This window comes from Amycolatopsis sp. WAC 01376 (assembly GCF_003947415.1).
Lineage (GTDB): Bacteria > Actinomycetota > Actinomycetes > Mycobacteriales > Pseudonocardiaceae > Amycolatopsis.
The window spans coordinates 293,351-310,225 of the sequence record NZ_QHKL01000001.1 but is presented as its reverse complement, the minus strand read 5'-3'; the positions used below and the strand labels follow the sequence as shown (position 1 = coordinate 310,225).

At 69.7% G+C, this 16,875-nt stretch carries 14 protein-coding genes; 10 read left to right on the top strand and 4 right to left on the bottom strand.

The window, feature by feature from the left end; genetic code table 11:
- The first annotated feature begins 138 nt into the window (after positions 1-138).
- Entirely contained in the window at positions 139-1,188 is a 1,050-nt protein-coding gene (locus DMH03_RS01555) for an NAD-dependent epimerase/dehydratase family protein (protein ID WP_125790227.1), read from the top strand.
- The gene (locus DMH03_RS01550) at positions 1,185-2,288 is read left to right on the top strand and encodes a lysophospholipid acyltransferase family protein (protein WP_125790226.1); all 1,104 of its coding nucleotides are present in this window, start codon (positions 1,185-1,187) and stop codon (positions 2,286-2,288) included. Before DMH03_RS01555 ends, DMH03_RS01550 begins: the two co-directional genes overlap by 4 nt.
- Before the next feature lie 377 nt (positions 2,289-2,665).
- Here the strand turns inward: DMH03_RS01550 and DMH03_RS01545 are convergent, their stop codons facing one another.
- The 3 genes from DMH03_RS01545 to DMH03_RS01535 form a co-directional block, all read right to left on the bottom strand.
- Positions 2,666-3,568: an HAD family phosphatase gene (locus tag DMH03_RS01545; protein ID WP_199748629.1), complete on the bottom strand. Its 903-nt coding sequence runs from the start codon at positions 3,566-3,568 to the stop codon at positions 2,666-2,668.
- Between the two features lie 95 nt (positions 3,569-3,663).
- Entirely contained in the window at positions 3,664-4,752 is a 1,089-nt protein-coding gene (locus tag DMH03_RS01540) for a DUF5667 domain-containing protein (RefSeq protein ID WP_125790225.1), read from the bottom strand.
- Between the two features lie 109 nt (positions 4,753-4,861).
- Complete coding sequence (locus DMH03_RS01535; RefSeq protein ID WP_125790224.1) at positions 4,862-5,560, bottom strand: sigma-70 family RNA polymerase sigma factor; 699 nt, start codon at positions 5,558-5,560, stop codon at positions 4,862-4,864.
- A gap of 293 nt (positions 5,561-5,853) precedes the next feature.
- Here DMH03_RS01535 and DMH03_RS01530 point away from each other — a divergent pair, with 293 nt between their 5' ends.
- From DMH03_RS01530 to DMH03_RS01500, 7 genes are all read left to right on the top strand, one after another.
- Complete coding sequence (locus tag DMH03_RS01530) at positions 5,854-7,338, top strand: AMP-binding protein (protein WP_125790223.1); 1,485 nt, start codon at positions 5,854-5,856, stop codon at positions 7,336-7,338.
- A gap of 10 nt (positions 7,339-7,348) precedes the next feature.
- Positions 7,349-7,585: a glutaredoxin family protein gene (locus tag DMH03_RS01525; RefSeq protein ID WP_005151738.1), complete on the top strand. Its 237-nt coding sequence runs from the start codon at positions 7,349-7,351 to the stop codon at positions 7,583-7,585.
- Between the two features lie 58 nt (positions 7,586-7,643).
- A complete protein-coding gene (locus DMH03_RS01520) occupies positions 7,644-9,179 on the top strand; it encodes a molybdopterin-dependent oxidoreductase (protein WP_125790222.1) in 1,536 nt (511 codons plus the stop codon).
- 359 nt (positions 9,180-9,538) lie between these two features.
- On the top strand, positions 9,539-10,366 hold the full coding sequence (locus DMH03_RS01515) for a redox-sensing transcriptional repressor Rex (RefSeq protein WP_005151741.1): 828 nt from the start codon (positions 9,539-9,541) through the stop codon (positions 10,364-10,366).
- Position 10,367: 1 nt separating this feature from the next.
- On the top strand, positions 10,368-11,750 hold the full coding sequence (locus tag DMH03_RS01510) for a glutamyl-tRNA reductase (RefSeq protein ID WP_125790221.1): 1,383 nt from the start codon (positions 10,368-10,370) through the stop codon (positions 11,748-11,750).
- A complete protein-coding gene (gene hemC, locus DMH03_RS01505) occupies positions 11,747-12,694 on the top strand; it encodes a hydroxymethylbilane synthase (protein ID WP_199748628.1) in 948 nt (315 codons plus the stop codon). Before DMH03_RS01510 ends, hemC begins: the two co-directional genes overlap by 4 nt.
- A gap of 60 nt (positions 12,695-12,754) precedes the next feature.
- Positions 12,755-14,287: a bifunctional uroporphyrinogen-III C-methyltransferase/uroporphyrinogen-III synthase gene (locus tag DMH03_RS01500; protein ID WP_125790220.1), complete on the top strand. Its 1,533-nt coding sequence runs from the start codon at positions 12,755-12,757 to the stop codon at positions 14,285-14,287.
- A gap of 181 nt (positions 14,288-14,468) precedes the next feature.
- Here the strand turns inward: DMH03_RS01500 and DMH03_RS01495 are convergent, their stop codons facing one another.
- Positions 14,469-15,755 (bottom strand): Nramp family divalent metal transporter, encoded by a 1,287-nt coding sequence (locus tag DMH03_RS01495; protein ID WP_125790219.1) that lies wholly within the window; start codon positions 15,753-15,755, stop codon positions 14,469-14,471.
- A gap of 139 nt (positions 15,756-15,894) precedes the next feature.
- Here DMH03_RS01495 and hemB point away from each other — a divergent pair, with 139 nt between their 5' ends.
- Positions 15,895-16,866, top strand: a complete 972-nt coding sequence (gene hemB / locus DMH03_RS01490) for a porphobilinogen synthase (protein ID WP_125790218.1) — start codon at positions 15,895-15,897, stop codon at positions 16,864-16,866.
- Positions 16,867-16,875 lie beyond the last annotated feature (9 nt).

The window sequence follows — 16,875 nt, the reverse complement described above, 5'->3', positions numbered from 1 at the left end:
GGTAACATCTCAAGGGCACCCGCGCGATGCTTCCAACGAGTGCAGGTACGCGCACACTCGGTGGCTCGACCAGCGCTCAAGGTCATCAGGACCCCGTGATCGAAGTCCGAGAACCGCCCCAACGCCGCAGGGAGTCCTATGCCGTCGAACATCGTGCTCGTGACCGGGGTCGGGGGAGACCTTGGCGGGAAGCTGCTCGCCAGACTCGGCAACAATCCGGAGTTCGAGCGGGTGATCGGCGTCGACACCACGCCTCCGCAGAAGTCGGTCCTGCAGCGGATGGGCCACGCCGAATACGTCCGTGCCGACATCCGCAACCCGCTGATCGCCAAGGTGATCAGCACGGCCAAGGTCGACACCGTGGTGCACGCCTCGTGCACCGCGCATCCGGCCGGCCCGGCTCGCCGGACGGCGATCAAAGAGGTCAACGTCATCGGCACGATGCGGCTGCTGGCGGCCTGCCAGCGCTCGCCGCTCGTGCGCAAGCTCGTGGTGAAGTCGACGGCCGCGGTGTACGGCGCCGGAGCGCGCTCCCAGGCCGTCTTCACCGAGGATTCCGAGCTCATCCCCACCTCCACCAGCGGCTACGCGAAGGACGCCGTCGAGATGGAGGGGTACGTCCGCGGGCTCATGCGCCGTCGTCCCGACATCACGACGACGTTGCTCCGGTTCGCCAACATCATCAGCCCCGAGATCGACACCGTGCTCTCGCGCTACTTCGCGCTGCCGGTGGTCCCGACCGTCTTCGGCTACGACGCGCGGATCCAGCTGCTCCACGCCTCCGACGCGCTGGCCGTGTTCGAACACGCGACGCTGAACGACAGGCCCGGCGTGTTCAACGTCGGCTCGGAAGGGGTGCTCACCCTTTCCCAGGCGATCCGGCGGGCCGGGCGGCTCGAGCTGCCGATGCCCAGCGGTGTCGTGCCGTCGGTCGGCAAGGTGCTGCGCGGCGCCAGGGTGGTCGACTTCTCCGCCGACCAGGTGCGGCTGCTGAACTTCGGCCGCGTCGTGGACATCACGAAACTCAAGAAGGACTTCGGCTACACCCCGCGCTGGACGACGCGGGAAGCGTTCGACGACTACATCACCGGCCGCGGGCTCCGGCCCGTGGTGGACGGCGGCAAGCTCGCCGGGCTCGCGGGCAAGGTGCTGGTGGCCGCGGCGACCGGACAGGCGACGCACCGATGAGCAGGCCGCACGAGAACAACCCCGAAAACTCTCATGAAGGCGAGGCGGAAAACGTGAGCGGCGCTGAAGCGCAGGTCATCCCGTTGCACGGCCCCGGCAGAGAGAAGCCGGACCAGGCCGTCCAAGCGGATCGGGATCTTCGCGAGTCCGAAGAGGCACAAGAACATCTGCGGCAGGAACGCCGGGCGGACGCACCCGTCGTCGAGTTCCCCGGGACGGCGCGGGTCTCGCCCGCCCGGACCCGCCCGGCCGACGCGGACCTCCTCCCGGCCTCGCTCAGGACGGCGCTGGGATTCCTGCGGGACCGGCTGACCGGCGACTACACCGTCGACGAGTTCGGCTTCGACGCCGAGCTCACCGAAACCCTGCTGTTGCCGCCGCTGCGCGCGCTGTACGAGAAGTGGTTCCGGGTCGACACCTTCGGCGTCGAGAACCTGCCGGCCGACGGCGGCGCGCTGCTGGTGTCGAACCACTCCGGCACGTTGCCGCTCGACGCGCTGATGACCGCCGTCGCCGTGCACGACCACGCCCCCGGCGGCAGGCATCTGCGCGGCCTCGGCGCGGACCTGGTGTTCCAGATGCCGCTGATCGGCTCGTTCGCCCGCAAGTCCGGGCAGACGCTCGCCTGCAACGCGGACGCGGAACGCCTGCTGCGCAAGGGAGAACTCGTCGGCGTCTGGCCGGAAGGGTTCAAGGGGATCGGGAAACCGTTCTCGTCGCGGTACAAACTGCAGCGGTTCGGCCGCGGTGGTTTCGTGTCCGCCGCGCTGCGGACCGGGGTGCCGATCATTCCCGTGTCGGTCATCGGCGCGGAGGAGATCTACCCGAAGGTCGGCGACATCAAGCTGCTCGCGCGGGTGCTCGGCCTGCCGTACTTCCCGGTGACGCCGTTCTTCCCGCTGCTCGGCCCGCTCGGCGCGATCCCGCTGCCGACGAAGTGGAGCATCGAGTTCGGCGAGCCCATCCGCACCGACACCTACGACGCGGACGCCGTCGACGACCCGATGCTGGTCTTCACCCTGACCGACCAGGTCCGGGAGTCGATCCAGCAGTCGCTCTACAAACGCCTTTCGCAGCGGCGGAGCGTCTTCAAGGGCTAGCGCCCCCTCCGCCGTGCTTGAAGCCGTAACTCGCGTGATCAGACCCGTAACTCGCGTGCTTGAGGCCGTAACTCGAGAGTTACGCCTTCAGACACGTGAGTTACGGCTTCAGACACGTGAGTTACGGCTTCAAGCACGCGAGTGGCGGGGTCAGCGGCGCCGGTAGGCGCGAAACTGCGCAAAGCCCCCAATTCGGGCACCTTGGCCTGGACTGGCGTCCCTTCTGGACAGTCAGGAGTGGCGGGTCCGCTTCCTCCGCAGTGCTGGAACTCGTGACTCGCGTGATCAGACCCGTAACTCGCGTGCTTGAGGCCGTAACTCGAGAGTTACGGCCCCACACACGCGAGTTACGGCTTCAAGCACGTGAGTGACGCGGGTCAGCGGCGTCGGTAGGCCATGCCGGCCGCGACGGCGCCGGCCACGGCGCCGACGCCGAGCACCGAAGGCACGCCGATCTTCGCGGCCTTCCGGCCGGTCCGGAAGTCGCGGATCTCCCAGCCGCGCGCCCGCGGGACGTCGCGGAGACCGCCGTCGGGGTTCACCGCGACCGCGGTCCCGACGACCGAAAGCATGGGGACGTCGTTCTGCGAGTCCGAATACGCCGTGCAGCGCTTGAGATTCAGTCCTTCGCGTGACGCCAGCGCCCGTACGGCGTGGGCTTTCGCGCGGCCGTGCAGCAGGTCGCCGACGAGGCGGCCGGTGTAGACGCCGTCCTTGGTCTCCGCGACGGTGCCCAGTGCGCCGGTGAGGCCGAGGCGCCGCGAGATGATGGCCGCGAGTTCGATCGGGGTCGCGGTGACGAGCCAGACGCGCTGCCCGGCGTCGAGGTGCATCTGCGCGAGCGCCCTGGTGCCGGACCAGATCTTGTCCGCCATCAGCTCGTCGTAGATCTCTTCGCTGATGTCGGTCAGTTCCTGCACGGTGCGACCGGCCACAAAGGACAGTGCGCGCTCGCGGTGGGTTTTGATGTCCTCTTTGTTCTCACGGCCGCCGAGCCGGAATTTCACCTGCTGCCAGACGAATCCGGCCAGATCGGCGGAGGTGAAGAACTTGCGCGCGGCCAGTCCGCGGGCGAAGTAGAAGATCGACGCGCCCATCATCATGGTGTTGTCGACGTCGAAGAACGCGGCCGCCGTCAGGTCCGGCGGAGCGGGCGGCGCGGGCGGTTCGAGGGCTTCGGCGGACGCGGTCGCCATGGCGGCCTCGGCCGACGCCTCGCCCGCGAGCTCGGCCAGCCGTTCGAGCTCTTGACTCTTGTCCCTGCCCCGCCAAACTGACACGCACACCGCCTCCGGAATCCCAGGTGCCTACGCACAGCGTAGCGAGCGCTCGACCGGCTCGTACCAGGTGTGGCGCCTCCCTCGTCGACAGAGCGTCAGCCGATGATTATCGGCGGTAACCCCGGGATGAGCGGCGGAATCGAAATCAGCGGCGGCTTCGGGGTGACGGTCGGCGTCGGCAGGGGCGGCAGGTTCGTCGGGCCGGGGGTGGGCGCCACGGGCGGCGGCGTGCCCGCGGTGGGTGGCGCGAGCGGTCCGGTCGGGGCGGCGGTGTCCACGACGGAAGATGCCGGCGGCACCGACGTCGGCGAAGGTGAACCGGTCGGCGCGGACGACGGCGGGGGAGACGACACCGGCGGCACGGCCGCGTCGGGGGAATCGGGGTCGCGGACGCAGTCACCGGCGGCCGGGACCGCGCCCAGTTCGTCGGAGGAGCCCGTGGTGATCGTGTAGCAGACCAGCCGCGAGCCGAGATCCGTCGTGCGCGCCTGGACCTTGTCGAGCAGGCTGCGGGCCGCGGCGAACTTGTCGCGGGCTTCGGCGGGGGCCTGCCCGACCTGGACACCGAGCCGGTCGGACTGCTGCCGCGCCCAGGAGCGGAGTTCGGTCAGCCGCGTCTGGCCACCCTGATCGGTGACGATCGCCGTCAGCCGCGAGACCCCGGCCCGCAGATCCGTCTCGAAATCGGTGAGGCCGGTGAAATACGCGTCGGTGGGCGCGTCCTGCCGGGTCAGCTCGGCGAGCTCGCCGACGCGGTTCGCGGCGAACTCCAGATGCTTCTTCGCCTTGTCCTGCTCGTCGAAGGTGAGCCCGAGCGCGGCCGATTCACCCGCTCGTTTGATGCCGTAGAGCGGATCGCCCGGCAACGCGTCCTTGGACAGCAGCAGCGTGATGCCGCCCAGCGCCAGTACGAGCGCGACGGCGGCCGCGGCGAGGTTGGCCACGGCGTGACCGCGACGCTTGGGCGCGGCTTCGGCTTCGGCGAGCCGTCCGGCGATCTCGTCGCGGATCCGTTGCCGTGTTTCGGCGTCGGGAGCGCCGCCGGCGCCCAGTTCGCGCAAGCCGCCGACGAGGGCGAGTTCGTGGGCGAACTCGTCGTCCGCCGGGGACGCGGTGCCGTCGACAAGGTCGGCGAAGCGGTCACCGTCCGCCCGCTCCCGCGCGAACCATCCCGGCACGCCCACGGCGAAGTCTCCATCTGCTCAGCCCGGTCCTGACACCGGTCTGGCTGAGAAAACGAGCGGGGACGCCCAAGGGTTACGGCAAGGCCCGGTGAGGGACAAATATGGGACTTTAACGCAATCCGGTGGGCAGAAGTTGTGCCAAACGGCGTACCGCGCGGTGCTGAAGGGCCTTGATGGCACCTTCGTTGCGCTTCATGATCGCCGCGGTCTCGGCGACCGAGAGCCCCTGCATGAACCGCAGCACGATGCACTCGCGCTGGTCCTCGCCGAGTTCGGCGACGCAACGCAACAGTTCGGCGCGGGTGGCGCGGCTGATGGCCTGCTGTTCGGGCCCGGCGACGGCCTGCACGCCGACGTTCCCGATCGGTGCCCCGTTGGGCTCGGCGACCTCGTCGGTGACGACCTCGAGGCGGAACCGGCTCGACTTCACGTGGTCGAGGATGATGTTGCGCGCGATCGTGACGAACCAGGCGCCGACGTCACGCCCCTGGTAGCTCACCGACGTGATGCGGCGCAGCGCGCGGAGGAAGGTCTCGCTGGTGACGTCCTCGGCGAGGTCCCGGTCGCCGAGGCGGAACAGGACGTAGCGGTAGACGACGTCGACGTAGCGGTCGTAGAGCCGTCCGAAAGCGGAGGTGTCGCCGCCCTGTGCGGCGCTGACCAGCTCCCAGGCTTCGGCCTTCGCGGCTTCGGCGGCGGCGTCGCTCTCTTCGACCTTCGGCCGGGACGGCGGCGCCGCGGGGAAACCGCTCCGGCGGAGGATGTGGCCCGCCAGCATGGAGACGGGGTTCGGCGCGGGAAGGGTCACGGTGCACCTCCCGTTCCGGACAGGGAGTACCGGCCCGCATGTCCCACCGCCGCGTGGGCCTGCAAGATCTGCACGTCCGGACTCCCTTTCTCACCATCGAGTGATCAACACCACTCGACGACGTCCAGCAGCATACGTGTAGTTACCGCGAAGTAGGTAGCGGTGCCGGGGTTACGGAACTGCGACGAAACGGAGTGACCCCCATGACGATGGCCGAGATGACAAACTGACAACGCCGTCGATCCGAGGGAAGAGGTTCGCAGTTGAGCGCGGAGCAGGTTGCCGAAGGAAGCGTGCCCACCTTGCTCGTCGAGGCCGCCCGCCAGTGGCCCGGCAAGGCGGCCGTCCAGGAGACCGGGGGTGGGGTCGCGCTGACTTGGGCGCAGCTCGACAACGCCGCCCACGCGCTGGCCCACGCCCTGCTCGACGGGGGAATCGAGCGCGGGGACCGGGTGGCATTGCGGCTGCCGACGTCGGCCGCGTTCGCCGTCTCGCTGTTCGGGGCGCTCCGGGCGGGCGCGGTGGTCGTCCCGATCTCGCCGCAGGCCCCGCCGGCGGAGCTGAACGGGCTGCTGGAGCACAGCGGCGCGCGGCTCGTCCTCGAACGCGAAACGACCGAGGGACTCCCCGATGGAGTGACAAGCCTCTCACCGCCTGTTACCTCGGATGGAGCAGCCGAACCGGTCGGCGCCGCCGGATCCGGTGAGGACATCGCGGTCATTTCGTACACCTCCGGCACGACCGGTCCGCCGCGCGGCGTGATGCTGTCGCACCGGGCGCTGCTGGCGAACCTCGACCAGCTGAACCGGATCGTCCCCACGCCGCTCGTGCACGGCGATCGCGTGCTCATCACCATCCCGTTGTTCCACGTCTACGGCCTGGGTCCCGGCCTGCTACAGACCACGGCGGTCGGTGCGACGGCGATCCTGTCCGAACGTTTCCTCGCCGAGCGGACGCTGGCCGACTGTGCCGAGTACCGGGTGACCTCGATCGCCGGCGTGCCCGCGATGTACGCCGAATTCGCCGCGATGGACCCCGAGGAACTCGGGCGAGGCCTCTCCACCGTTCGGCGGATGACGTCGGGCGCGGCGCCGCTGCACCCCAAGATCCTCACCGCGCTCCGCGGCGCCACCGGACTCGACGTCTACGAGGGCTACGGCCTCACCGAATGCGCGCCCGTGGTCACCACGACGCTCGTCACCGGCTACCCGAAGCCGGGTTCGGTCGGGCGGCCGCTGCCCGGCGTCGAGCTCCGGCTGGTCGACAGCGACGGCGACGCGGAACCCGTCCCGCTGGACCCGGACGACCTCGGCGACGCCTTCGACGAGGACGGCGGCACCGGCCTGGTGTCGATCCGCGGCGCGAACCTGTTCTCCGGCTACTGGCCCGACGGTTCGCACGGTCCCGACGAGGACGGCTGGTTCCGCACCGGCGACGTCGGCTACCTCGACACCGACGGCGACCTGCATCTGGTGGACCGCGCCAACGACCTGATCATCGTCAACGGCTTCAACGTCTTCCCGCACGAGGTCGAGAACGTGATCTCGATGCTGGACGAGGTCGTCGAGGCGGGTGTCGTCGGCGTCGTCGACGAGCGGACCGGCGAAGCGGTGAAGGCCGTCGTCGTCCCCGCGCCCGGCGCCTCGCTTTCGGAGCAGCAGGTCGTCGAGCACTGCGCGGAGCACCTGGCCGGGTACAAGGTGCCGCACACCGTCGAGTTCGCCGAGTCCCTGCCGCACTCCGCCACCGGGAAGCTCCGACGTATGCGCCTCAGGTAAAGATGGGGTCATGGCCCACCACGTGACCGTCATGACCCGCACGGGTTGCCACCTGTGCGAGGTCGCGGAACAGGACATCGAGCGGATCTGCGGCGAACTGGGCGTCGCGTGGTCGGCGCAGGACGTCGACAGCGACCCCGAATGGCGGGCCGAATACGGCGACCGCGTGCCGGTGATCCTGATCGACGACGCCGAGCACGGCTACTGGCGGGTCGAAGAGGACAGGCTCCGGAAGGCACTGGCGTAACAGTCTCGTAAGGGGCGATCGGCCCACCTCCGTGCCTATCGCTGACGAAGATGGAGACGTGGACGACGAACGCAGGCTCAGCTTCCCGCAAGCCGCACTGACCGGGCTCCTGTCACTGGCGGCCGCCCTCGGCGTCGGACACCTCGTGGCGGGCTTCGTCGGGTACACGGCTTCGCCGTTCGTCGCCGTCGCGAACTTCGTCATCGACCACAGTCCGCACGCGGTGGTCGCCTGGGCCGAACAGACGCTGGAGACCTGGGACAAGCCCGTCCTCAAGATCGGCCTTGCCGTGGTGCTGGTGCTGTTCGCGCTGCTCGCCGGGCAGCTCTCGCGCCGCAAGCCGCTGCCGGGTCAGGTGCTCGTCGGCCTGCTCGGCGCGGCGGGCGTCGCCGCCGTCTTCGTGCGCACCGACCTCGGGCAGATCGCGCTGCTGGCGCCCGTGGCCGCCGTGGCCGCCGGGCTCGTCGTGTTCACGTGGTTGCACCGGTTCTTCCTGCCTGCCGTGCTGTTCGACGTCCGCGAGGGCGAGGGGCCGGACCGGCGGAAGGTGCTGATCACCGGCGCTTCCGTCGCGGCCGGGGCCGGGGTCGCCGCGCTGACCGGCCAGCTCGTCGGGACCAGGAAGAACGCGGAAGAGTCGCGTGCCGCCGTCGGCAGGCTCGTCGCCGCGAGGACGGCGCCGCCGATCCCGCCCGACGCGGACTTCGCGAAGCTCGGCACCCCGCCGTATCTCACTCCTTCGAAGGATTTCTATCGGATCGACACGGCGCTGGTCGTCCCGCAGGTCCGCACCGAGGACTGGAGCCTGCAGATCCGCGGGATGGTCGATCGCGAAGTCACCTATAGGTATGAAGACCTTCGCTCGCGGCCGCTGATCGAACGCGACGTCACCCTCTGCTGCGTCTCGAACGAGGTCGGCGGCCCGTACATCTCCAACGCCCGCTGGATCGGCATCGACCTGCGAGACCTGCTGAACGAAGCGGGCGTCAAACCCGGCGCCGAGCAGATGTTCGCGACCAGCGTCGACGGCTGGACCTGCGGAACCCCGATCGAAGCCGCCCTCGATCCGCGACGTGGCGCGATGCTCGCCCTCGGCATGGACGGCGAACCGCTCCCGATCGAGCACGGCTTCCCCGCGCGGATCGTGATCCCCGGGCTGTACGGCTACGTGTCCGCCACGAAATGGGTGACCGAGCTGGAGATCACCACCTGGGACGAGCGGCAGGCGTACTGGCTCGGCCGAGGCTGGGCCAAGGAAGCGCCGGTGAAGACGCAGTCGCGGATCGACGCGCCCGGCTCGGCGGTGAACGCGGGCAAGGTCGTGGTGTCCGGGATCGCGTGGGCGCAGCACACCGGCGTCGCGAAGGTCGAGGTCCGGGTCGACCAGGGGCCGTGGCAGGAGGCCGTCCTGTCGGCCGAGACGTCGAAGGACACCTGGCGGATGTGGTGGACCGAGGTCCAGGTCCCCGCCGGTCAGCACGAGATCGCCGTCCGGGCGACGGACCAGTCGGGCTACACGCAGACGCAGGAGCTCGCCGGAACGGTCCCGGACGGGGCCACCGGCTGGCACACGGTGTCTGTTAACGCGCGCTGACGGAATGCCGATGCGCAGGTCGGTGACCACAACGGGTCTCCCAAAGGGCGCTCTGCGCCCGACGGAGACTTCACCTCGCGCGCCTCTTTTGGCCGAAGGCCACGGGAGCGTTTTGCAGGGCGCCATCCTGGTCGACGTGAGTTGACCCGGGTCTGCGCCCTGCGGGACGTTTCCGTCAGCGCGCGATCTGAGACACAGCTGCGACCTGTGACTTTGTGCCTGCGTTCACAAGTGGCTACCGTAGATACGTCGCCTCCGAAAGCGCCCGGCATCGAACCGGACTCAGCGCGGCGGGTCAAGAGCCGGTTTCCAGGTTCAGGCGATTCATGTCGTCAGCAGGACCAGAGGAGCGGACAAGCGTGGTGTCGCAACGAGGCCGGCGCACCCGGGTGACACCGGACGCCGACAACGCGCCCACCGCGGAGATGCCCGCCGTCGAGGCCGCCGCCGAACCGGAAGCCGTTCGCGCGAAGTCGATCCCCGAGGCCGCCGTCGCCCGCCTCGCCGTCTACCTCCGTGTCCTCTCCGGATTGGCCGAGCAGGGCGCGACGACGATCTCCAGCGAGGAACTCTCGCAGGCCGCGGGCGTCAACTCCGCGAAACTGCGGAAGGACCTGTCGTACCTGGGCTCGTACGGCACTCGCGGCGTCGGCTACGACGTGCAGGTGCTGGTCAGCCAGATCGAGCGGATCCTCGGCCTGACCCGCAAGCACAAGGTCGCCGTGGTCGGTATCGGTAACCTCGGGCACGCGCTGGCCAACTACGGCGGGTTCCCCGGCCGCGGTTTCCCGGTCGAGGCGCTGTTCGACCTCGACCCGGATCTGGTCGGCGTGCCGGTCGGCGGCCTCCCGGTCTCGCATCTCGACGAGATCCCCAAAGTCTGCGCCGAACGGCAGATCTCCATCGGCGTCATCGCCACTCCGCCCACCGCCGCGCAGTCGGTCTGCGACCGTCTTGTCGCAGGTGGCGTGCAGTGCATCCTGAATTTCGCCCCGGTGGTGCTGCAGGTTCCGGCACATATCGAGGTGCGCAAGGTGGATCTCGCGGTCGAACTGCAGATCCTGTCGTTCCACGTCGCTCGCCGCGCCGATCTCGCCGCTAACGGCAACGGCGGAGGCGACGGTGGCCCCGGGGGCGCCGAGAATGGCAGCGTGAACGGCCACGGCAACGGAATGGTGGTGCGCTGAAATGAGCGTGTTGGCGGTCGGGCTCTCGCACCGCAGTGCCGAGCTGAACACCCTGGAGCGTGTCGCGGTCCCCGCGACCGACGTGACCAAGGTGCTCCACGAACTGCAGCAGGCCGAACACGTCAGTGAGGCGATCCTCGTCTCGACCTGCAACCGCATCGAGGTCTACGCGGTCGTCGAGACCTTCCACGGCGGTCTGAACGACGTTTCCGACGTGCTCGCCCGACAGGCCGGGATGCAGCCCGCGGACCTCTACGACTCGCTGTACGTGCACTACGCGGGCGCCGCGATCGAGCACCTGTTCTCGGTCACCTCCGGCCTGGACTCGATGGTCGTCGGCGAGACGCAGATCCTCGGCCAGATCCGGTCCTCCTACGCCACCGCGCGCGAGGCGGGCACCGTCGGCCGCACGCTGCACGAACTGATCCAGACCACGCTGCGCGTCGGCAAACGTGTGCACAGTGAAACGGGCCTGGATCAGCTGGGCGCGTCGGTCGTCTCCGAGGCGCTGGCCGCGGCCGGGGACATCGCGGGCAAGCACGCGCTGATCATCGGCGCCGGTTCGATGGGCGCGCTCACCGCCTCCCACCTGCGTAAAACCGGGATCGGCGAGATCACCATCGCCAACCGCACCGAAGCACGGGCCGCCCGTCTCGCCGCCGCGAGCGTCGAGCAGGGAGTGCCCGCGACGGCCGTCCAGATGAGCGGGATCGCGGACGCGGTCGCCGAGGCGGACGTCGTCGTCTGCTGCACCGGCGCGCAGGCCGCGGTGTTCACCACCGCGCACGTGCCCGCCCGCGCCGGGCGCCCGCTGGTCGTCTGCGACCTCGGCCTCCCGCGTGACGTCGAGCACGAGGTCGCCGAGCTGGCCGACGTCACCGTGGTCGACCTCGAAACCATCCAGCGCCGCATGCGTGAAGCGGGCACCCCGACCACCGAACGGCAGACCGCGAAGGCCACCGGCATCGTGCTCGACGAGGTGCGCGAGTACCTCGCCGGACAGCGCAGCGCCGAGGTCACCCCGACCGTGACGGCGCTGCGGCGCCGGGCGGCCGAGGTGGTCGACGCCGAACTGCTGCGGCTGGACAACCGCCTGCCGGACCTCGAAGCCGGGGTCCGCGAGGAGGTCGGCCGCACGGTCCGCCGCGTGGTCGACAAGCTGCTCCACGCGCCGACGGTGCGGGTCAAGCAGCTGGCCGCCGAGACGGCCGACACCGATTACGCCAACGCGCTGCGCGAGCTGTTCTGCCTCGACCCGCAGGCGCCCGCCGCGGTGGCGAGTCCTACTGCACCAAAGGGTGGCGGTGGCGAGCGCGGTCCGATCCCGCCTTCGGGAAACGAGCTCGCGCGCCGCACCGCGAAAAGGACGAGTGATCATCAGTGAGCAGAGTCATCCGCATCGGGACGCGCGGCAGCAAACTCGCCCTCGCGCAGACCGGCACCATCGCCGACGCGCTGCGCGCCACCGGCGCCGAGGTCGAGCTCGTCACCGTGACGACGCCCGGGGACAAGTCGTCCGCGCCGATCCCGACGATCGGGGTCGGCGTCTTCACTTCCGCGCTGCGCGAGGCCTTGCTGCGCGAGGAAGTCGACGTCATCGTGCACTCGTACAAGGACCTCCCGACGAAGCCGGAGCCGGGCATCACGCTCGCCGCCGTGCCGCCCCGCGAGGACCCGCGTGACGCGCTGATCGCCCGTGACGGGCTGACTTTGGGCGAGCTGCCGCCGGGTTCGACCGTCGGCACCGGCTCGCCGAGGCGCACCGCGCAACTGCGCGCGCTCGGTCTCGGTTTGGAAATCGTGCCGATCCGAGGCAATATCGACACCCGCATGCGCAAGGTGAGCGACGGAGAGCTCGACGCCGTCGTCCTGGCGCGTGCCGGACTGGCCAGGATCGGCCGGGCGGAGGAGATCACCGAGACCCTCGACCCGATCCAGATGCTGCCCGCCCCCGCGCAGGGTGCGCTGGCGGTGGAGTGCCGGACCGGTGACGTGGACATCGAGCACCTGCTCGGGTCCACAGTGGACGATGAAGGCACCCGCGCCGTGGCGACCGCCGAGCGGGCGTTGCTCGCGGCGCTGGAAGCCGGGTGCAGCGCACCGGTCGGAGCGCTGGCGGAGATCGTCGAAGACCTGGACGCCGAAGGGCGGGTCGTCGAGCGGATCTCGCTGCGGGGCACCGCCGCCGTCGAAGAGGACGGGAAAGCGGTCGACATGGTGCGCGCTTCCGCGCTCGCCGACAAGCATCAAGCCGAACAACTCGGCCGGACACTGGCCGCCGAACTGCTCGACCTGGGGGCCGGCGCACTGTCCGGCCCCGCCAAGTGAGTCAGAACGTTGAAGGTAGGGCCGCGCTCGACTGCGGCCGCTCAAGAGGAGATCGCACAGATGACCCCCGCGCGTAAGACCACCGGGCGAGTCGCCTTCGTGGGCTCGGGCCCCGGTGACGCCGGTCTGCTGACCGTCCGCGCTCAGGAGCTGCTCGCCAAGGCCGAGGTCGTGGTGACCGACCCGGACGTCCCTTCGGGCGTCCTGGCCTTCGCCGCCGAGGGCGCCGAAGTGCGCCCCGCCGTCGGCGAGGCCACCGAGGTCGCCAAGGACCTGGTGAACGAGGCCAAGGCCGGACGGCTGGTGCTCCGGCTGATCGCCGGTGACCCGCTGACCCAGCCCGCCGTCGTCGCCGAGGTGCAGGCCGTTTCCCGGACCAGCGCCGTCTTCGACATCATCCCCGGCGTTTCGCCCGGCGCGGCCGTCCCGGCGTACGCCGGTGTCGCGCTCGGCGGGACGCACACCGAGGTCGACGTCCGCGGTGACGTCGACTGGGCCGCACTGGCCGCCACTCCCGGCCCGATCGTGCTGCACGCGACGTCGGCGCACCTCGCCGAGGCCGCGTCCGCGCTGACCGAGCACGGGCTGGCGCCGACCACCCCGGTCGCGGTGACGTCCAACGGCACCATCAACACCCAGCGCACCCTGGACACCACGCTGGCCACCGTCGCGAACGAAGCGGGCGAGCTCGTCGGCCCGCTCATCGTGACCATCGGCCAGGCCGTCGGCCAGCGCTCGAAGCTGTCGTGGTGGGAGTCGCGCGCGCTGTACGGCTGGAAGGTCCTGGTGCCGCGCACCAAGGAGCAGGCCGGTGAGATGGCGGAGCGGCTTCGCGGCCACGGCGCCACCTCGCACGAGGTCCCGACCATCTCGGTCGAGCCGCCGCGCAGCCCCGCTCAGATGGAGCGTTCGGTCAAGGGTCTCGTCGACGGCCGCTACCAGTGGATCGTCTTCACCTCGACCAACGCCGTCCGCGCGGTGTGGGAGAAGTTCGAGGAGTTCGGGCTCGACGCCCGCGCCTTCTCCGGCGTGAAGATCGCCTGCGTCGGCGAATCGACCGCCGCGAAGGTCCGCTCCTTCGGCATCATCCCCGAGCTGATCCCGGAAGGTGAGCAGTCCTCGGAAGGCCTCCTCGCCGAGTTCCCGCCGTACGACGACGTCCTCGACCCCGTCGACCGCGTGCTGCTGCCGCGGGCGGACATCGCCACCGAAACCCTGTCGGCAGGCCTGCGCGAACGCGGCTGGGAGATCGACGACGTGACCGCGTACCGCACCGTGCGCGCCGCGCCGCCGCCAGCCGAGACGCGCGAGATGATCAAGACCGGCGGTTTCGACGCGGTCTGCTTCACCTCGTCCTCGACCGTGCGGAACCTCGTCGGCATCGCCGGCAAGCCGCACACCCGCACGCTGGTCGTGTGCATCGGCCCGAAGACCGCGGAAACCGCCGTGGAGTTCGGGCTGCGGGTCGACGTCCAGCCCGAGAAGGCCGACGTCCCGCACCTGGTCGACGCGCTCGCCGAGCACGCCGCGCGGCTCCGCGCCGAAGGTGCGCTCCCGCCGCCTCGCAAGGCGAAGCGGGCCCGCCGCTCCTGATCGTTCGTTGAAAAGCCCTCTTCCCACGTTTCGCGTGGGAAGAGGGCTTTTTCGATCTTCAGTGAAACTTCGCCGCGGTGCCGGTGGCTCCCAGGGTGCTCCCAATGTGGCATTGGGGACGCTCAGCGTCCCCAATGCCACATTGGGCGCACCGGAGAGCCACCGGCGTCGGGCGGTCACCTCAGCTGAAGAACTTCACGACCTCCGTGTACGCCAGGTACGCGAACATCGCCAGGCAGATGCCCAGCAGCCCGTTCGACAGCCACCGCGATCGTCCTTCCCGCGGCACCCGTGAGGTGTTCAGCAACACCAGCAAGGTCGCCGCCAGGAACGGCATGAACAACGCGCCCAGCACGCCGTAGATCACGGTGAGCTGGAAGGGCTGGTCCAGGAACAGCAACGCCATCGGCGGGAAGGTCAGCCACAGCACGTATCCGCGGTACGCGACGCTGCGCTCTCCGGCCTTTTTCTCATACGCCTCAACGCTTTCCGTTGTGTCCGCGGGCAGCCGCAGAATGCGCCACCAGTCCGCGAAGAGCAGGCTCACGCCGTGCCAGACGCCGATCACCGACGTGAACGAGACCGCGAAGAAGCCGATGAGGAACGGGATCCGCGCCCACTGCCCGTAATCCGCCGCGAGGGTGTCACCGAGGAACAGCAGGCCCTTGTCGCCCGAGATGATCTTCTGGCCGACCAGCAGTTCCGCGCCGACGATCAGCATCGCGATCACGAAGACCCCGGTCATGATGTAGCCGACCGCGTTGTCGGTCCGCATCATCGACAGCCACTTCGCCGAACGCCAGCCCTTCGCGAGCGTCCAGTAGCCGTACGCCGCCATGGTGATCGTGCCGCCGACGCCGCCGACCAGGCCGAGGACGTAGACGAGCGAGCCGTCGGGCAGGGTCGGGACGGCGCCCCTGAACAGTTCGGCGAAGTTCGGCACGACGAGGATCGCGGTCCCGACCACGGTCACGAACATGACGCCGACCAGGACCGTCATCAGTTTCTCGATGATCGCGTAGCGCCCGAACCACACCAGCGCGAAGCCGAGCAGGCCGCAGATCATCGCCCAGTACCGCACCGAAAGCGCGGGGAAGAGCGCGTTCAGCGGCAGGCCCGACGCGGACATCGCGGTCGCGCCGTAGACGAACCCCCAGATCACCGCGTAGATCCCGAAGTAGATCAGCGCCCACATGCCCAGCGTCCGCCAGCCGGCCAGGATCGTCCGGCCCGACGTCAGATGCCAGCGGCCGACGGCTTCGGCCAGCGCGAGTTTGAAGATCGTGCCGACGAGTACCGCCCACAGCAGCGTGTACCCGAAGCGCGATCCGGCCACCATCGTCGCGACGAGGTCGCCCGCGCCGACCCCGGTCGCCGCGGCCATGATCCCTGGCCCGACCTGGCGCAGCCGTGCGCGCCAGCCGACGGGCGGTTCTTCCAGTTGGTCGGTCACCGTTGAACTCGACATGACGTGGAAGGTAACCCACGTCACACCGCGGTGGAATCGGACAAACTCGACTCTTTACCGTCCCTTAGGAAAGGTGCGCCCGTGCGGCCCAGTGAGGCTGCGGACCGCGTCTCGCGCGTGCGGGAGTACCGTCGTAAGGGTGTTTCCCGAACATCGTCCCCGCAGGCTCCGTACCACTCCGGCCATGCGCAGGCTGGTGGGCGAGACGACGCTGCGGCCGCGCCAGCTGATCCTCCCGATGTTCGTGGCCGAGGGCATCGACACGCCCCGCCCGATCGCGAGCATGCCAGGGGTCGTCCAGCACACCCGTGACACGCTGCGCAAAGCCGCCGTCGACGCGGTCAACGCCGGGGTCGGCGGCCTGATGCTGTTCGGCATCCCGAAGACGCGGGACGCCGAGGGGTCCGGCGCGATCGACCCGAACGGCATCCTCAACGTCGCCCTGCGTGACCTGAAGGCCGAACTCGGTGACTCGACGGTCCTGATGGCGGACACGTGTCTCGACGAGTTCACCGACCACGGCCACTGCGGCGTCCTCGACGCCGACGGCGGTGTCGACAACGACGCGACCTTGCGCCTGTACGCGGAAATGGGGCTGGCGCAGGCGGAAGCGGGCGCGCATCTGCTCGGGCCCAGCGGCATGATGGACGGCCAGGTCGGCGTCATCCGTGCCGCGCTCGACCGCGCCGGGCGCACGGACACCGGCATCCTCGCCTACTCGGCGAAGTTCGCCAGCGCGTTCTACGGCCCCTTCCGTGAGGCCGTCGACTCGCAGCTGAAGGGCGATCGGAAGACGTACCAGCAGGATCCTGGCAACGTGCGTGAAGCGCTGCGCGAGATCGAGCTGGACATCGCCGAGGGCGCCGACATGATCATGGTCAAACCCGCGCTGTCCTATTTGGACGTCATCAGGGCGGCCGCCGAGGCGTCGCCGGTTCCGCTGGCGGCGTACAACATCTCGGGCGAGTACGCGATGGTCGAGGCCGCCGCGGCGAACGGCTGGCTGGAGCGCGAGCGCACGATCCTCGAGGTGCTGACCTCGATCCGCCGTGCGGGCGCGGACATGATCCTCACCTACTGGGCCGCCGAAGCCGCGGGTTGGCTGGACTAGGCTGCCTCG